This window comes from Mesorhizobium sp. M1A.F.Ca.ET.072.01.1.1 (genome assembly GCF_004023325.1).
Lineage (GTDB): Bacteria > Pseudomonadota > Alphaproteobacteria > Rhizobiales > Rhizobiaceae > Mesorhizobium.
In genome coordinates this window covers 1-3,399 of the sequence record NZ_RZSF01000506.1, presented here as the reverse complement: position 1 = coordinate 3,399, position 3,399 = coordinate 1, and the positions used below count along the sequence as shown (strand labels likewise).

General features: G+C 64.4%; 5 protein-coding genes. 3 read left to right on the top strand and 2 right to left on the bottom strand.

Translation table 11 applies throughout. From position 1 onward, the window contains the following. Positions 1-117: 117 nt before the first annotated feature. Positions 118-669, top strand: a complete 552-nt coding sequence (locus EOA32_RS35190) for an ankyrin repeat domain-containing protein (protein WP_095783273.1) — start codon at positions 118-120, stop codon at positions 667-669. 32 nt (positions 670-701) lie between these two features. On the opposite strand, the gene EOA32_RS35185 is transcribed toward EOA32_RS35190, so the two are convergent. Both EOA32_RS35185 and EOA32_RS35180 read right to left on the bottom strand, forming a co-directional pair. Next, positions 702-1,229 carry a gamma carbonic anhydrase family protein gene (locus tag EOA32_RS35185; RefSeq protein WP_128374142.1) on the bottom strand — a complete coding sequence of 176 codons (528 nt, stop codon included), beginning with the start codon at positions 1,227-1,229 and terminating at the stop codon, positions 702-704. A 17-nt stretch (positions 1,230-1,246) separates the two neighbouring features. Beyond that, on the bottom strand, positions 1,247-1,591 hold the full coding sequence (locus EOA32_RS35180; RefSeq protein ID WP_066989468.1) for a hypothetical protein: 345 nt from the start codon (positions 1,589-1,591) through the stop codon (positions 1,247-1,249). A 109-nt stretch (positions 1,592-1,700) separates the two neighbouring features. Between EOA32_RS35180 and EOA32_RS35175 the strand changes: the two genes are divergently transcribed. Further along, a complete protein-coding gene (locus EOA32_RS35175) occupies positions 1,701-2,423 on the top strand; it encodes a hypothetical protein (RefSeq protein ID WP_095783271.1) in 723 nt (240 codons plus the stop codon). 131 nt (positions 2,424-2,554) lie between these two features. Next, the coding region (locus EOA32_RS35170) for a cytochrome P450 (RefSeq protein WP_145971469.1) at positions 2,555-3,399 on the top strand (845 nt) is incomplete at its 3' end.

The following is a 3,399-nucleotide window of genomic DNA, read 5'->3' as shown; positions in this document are numbered from 1 at the left end:
GGTTTTAGGAGCCGGCCCTGTCCCCGGGCCGGCTCCGCTTTTTTTGCCGCCGCCTGCGGGCCTTTCTCGTAACGGCAGACCGGAGCAATATGGCCGTTTATTTTTGGATGGACGGCGATGCTGGAAATCCCGGACGAACGGTGCGAGCGCGCCAAGCTGTTCCAGGCAATAGACGACGCCTTCAAGGCCGGCGATTTCGATGGGCTTGGCAAGGCGCTCGGCAGCTCCGCGCGATGGTACGACGAGAGGATGCCGTTCGAGCTCGGCCTCGGCCATCCGTTGGAATATGCGATCTATTGGAGCCCGACCGGCTTCATCGCCACGCTGCTTGATGCAGGTTCGAATCCGAATTACGAGGATCCCGCCGGCTTCCCGTCGATCATCGCCGCGCTATCCACCGAGCGATCGGACAGGCTGCAGCTTATCCAGATCCTGCTCGAGCAGGGCGCCGACCCGAACATGCGCGGGGTCAACGACTGGACGCCTCTGCATTACGCCGTGGCGCAGCGCGACGCCGAGGCAATCCGCCTGCTGCTGGCGTCGGGCGCGGATCCGTCGCTCAGGACGCGCATCGATGATTGTGAAACCGCCCTGGAAGGTGCAGACCGCGCCGGTTTCGAAGCGGGGGCGTTGCTGCTGCGTCAGGCAATGTCCCGACGCAGTCAATAAGGTCGCGGGCGAAGCGGCGGACTGAACCGCTGTCACAGCTCCTTCAATCCGGCCTTGAAGCGCCTGCCGTTGGCGACATAGTGCGCGGCCGAGACCCGCAGCCTCTCGATTGCCGCGTCATCCAGCACCCTTATCACCTTGGCGGGCGAGCCGACGATCAGCGAATTGTCCGGGAAAACCTTGTTTTCCGTCACCAAAGCGCCGGCGCCGACCAGCGAATTCTTGCCGATCCTCGCGCCGTTGAGCACGATGGCGCCCATGCCGATCAGGCTGTTGTCGCCGACCGTGCAGCCATGCAGCAGGGCGCGATGACCGATCGTGCAGCCCTGCCCGATGCTGAGCGGATAGCCCGGATCGGTGTGCATGACCGAATGTTCCTGCACATTGGTGTCGGCGCCGATGGTGATCGGTTCACCGTCGCCGCGGATGACGACGCCGAACCAGAAGCCGGCATTGCGGCCTATCGCGATATCGCCGATCAGCGTGGCGTCGGGCGCCACCCAATTGGTTTCGGCGTCCTCGAACCGGGGCGCCTTCCCGTCGATCGCATAGATCGGCATCTTTTCTCCGATTCGTCTCAAGCCGAGAATTCGGCGGAGCTTAGGAGACCCGTTGCCCAGGAAGCAATGGTGATCAGCACGATGCCGAGCGCCAGTGCCCACGCAATCGCCGTGCAGCCGCAGGAAAGCAGCGCAAGCGTGCCGATGCGCCCCTCGCGCCGCGCAGCCAGAGCATCATTGGTGAGCATGAACGGGCCGGCGCAGGCGGTCACCGCGAGCGAGCGCACAATATGGGCAGGCGTGACATAGGGATCGGCGAAGGCCAGCCGGCGGCCGCAGACGATTTCCATCGCCGAGCCGGCGAGGCCGCAAGCCGTCAGGCCGACCGCAAAAGCGTAGAGAGGGAGCAGCATGAGATCCATCTTTACCAACCGTTTACCATGAGACCGCACAGTCGTGCCGACGCGCTGCAAGAGCCATGCCGCGCCAGTTGTGCCACCTGAGGACAGGTGAGCGGATCGGGGAATCGCGATGAGAGAGGCAGCCGCCGCGGAGGAATTCGAGGTTGTCGACTCGACCTTGATGAAGCGGGTCTTCTACGTCTTCGCGGCGCTCGCCCTGCTTTCAGTGGCTATCAGTCTCGGCGGCAAATGGCTCGGCCGGTCGATCGCCATGGCCGGCTATACCGACGACACGACCGTGCGCCAGGTCGTCATGGGCAACAATGTGATCAGTGTGCCGGCCAACTTCATCCGCTTCGACCAGGCCAGGCGCGACGGCATCGCCTCGCGCTTCGACCTTTATCTGCGCTATCCCGAAATGGACGGCTACAGCACCGCCGCGCGCGACGACTTCAACCACGTCACGACCAGGAAGATCATCTTCCTGTCATTCGAGCCGCGGATGATGTCGCGCGACATGAGCGGCCGTTTCGCCCCAATCTACAGCGCCCTGATCGTCACGCCGGGCACGCCCGGCCCGGGCGGTACAAGGCTCTACGGCTTCACCGAGAAATCGGGCTATCTCAACGAGGTCCTGGCGGTCGCCGAGCGCCCCGGCAAAGACCCGTTCGTCGCCCGCTGCCTGAGCGGCCCAACTGCCGAGGATTCGCTGGCCCCCTGCGAGCGCGACATCCAGGTCGGCGACGATCTCAGCCTCACCTACCGCTTCCCGCGCGAGTTGCTCGGGAACTGGCAGGCGCTCGATGCCGCGATCGCCACCAAGGTGGCCGGTATCCTGAAAACGGGACGCTGAAGCGCTCCGCCGGAGCCATGGCGCGCCACCCGCTCTTCCTCTCCAGCGGCCAGCCTGGCTCAATATATCGGCACGACCGGCTCGGCGATGCGGTCTGGCATCGGGCCGGCAAGGCGCGCTATTGGTCGAACATGATGCCACCCTATCTCACGTTCGATCCCGTCAGCCGCCGCCTGCGCCTCGACCCGCATGAACCTACCTTTGTGCAGAACCCGTATGAGGCCTACGCCTTCTTGCACGGCGCTTCGAACGCCTTCTTCTGGGAGAATTACGGTTTTTGGTGTTTCGGCGGCTTCGACGACGTCAACCGCCTGCTTCGCGATCGTCGCTTCGGCCGCCAGAACCCGGCCGGCATTCCCGACAGCCGCGGGGTTGGCGACGACCGTTCGCACCTGACAGCCTTCGACGCCATCGAAGCCAATTCGATGCTTGAGCTCGAGCCGCCGGTGCATACTAGGCTGAGAACTTTGGTCAATCGAGCCTTTGTCTCGCGCCAGGTCGAGCGACTGAGGCCGCGCATCGACGCTCTGGCCAATGAGCTGATCGACCGCTTCGAGCCGGGCTCCGTCGATCTTCTGCCCGGTTACGCCTCGCCCTTGCCGATCACCATCATCGCCGAGATGCTCGGCGTTCCGGTCGAGATGGGGCCGCAACTGCTCGACTGGTCGCATCAGATGGTCGCCATGTACATGCACGGCCGCACGCGCGAGACCGAGGAGACGGCCAACCGCGCCGCGCGCGATTTCGCGGCGTTCCTGCGCGGCTATGTCGCCGAGCGGCGCAAGAGACCCGGCGACGATCTGCTTTCGCTGCTGATCGAGGCCCAGGACAACGGCCAGAAGCTCTCGGAGGACGAGCTGGTTTCCTCAGCTATCCTTCTGCTCAACGCAGGGCACGAAGCGACTGTGCATCAGACCGGAAATGCCGTGAGAACGATCCTCGCGCAGGGCGGCGATGCGCGCCGCTTCTTCGCAAC

Excerpts from the sequence above, each read along its gene's own strand:
- EOA32_RS35175 (WP_095783271.1), top strand. The coding sequence starts at position 1,701 with ATGAGAGAGGCAGCCGCCGCGGAGGAATTCGAGGTTGTCGACTCGACC.
- EOA32_RS35185 (WP_128374142.1), bottom strand. The coding sequence starts at position 1,229 with ATGCCGATCTATGCGATCGACGGGAAGGCGCCCCGGTTCGAGGACGCC.
- EOA32_RS35190 (WP_095783273.1), top strand. The coding sequence starts at position 118 with ATGCTGGAAATCCCGGACGAACGGTGCGAGCGCGCCAAGCTGTTCCAG.
- EOA32_RS35180 (WP_066989468.1), bottom strand. The coding sequence starts at position 1,591 with ATGGATCTCATGCTGCTCCCTCTCTACGCTTTTGCGGTCGGCCTGACG.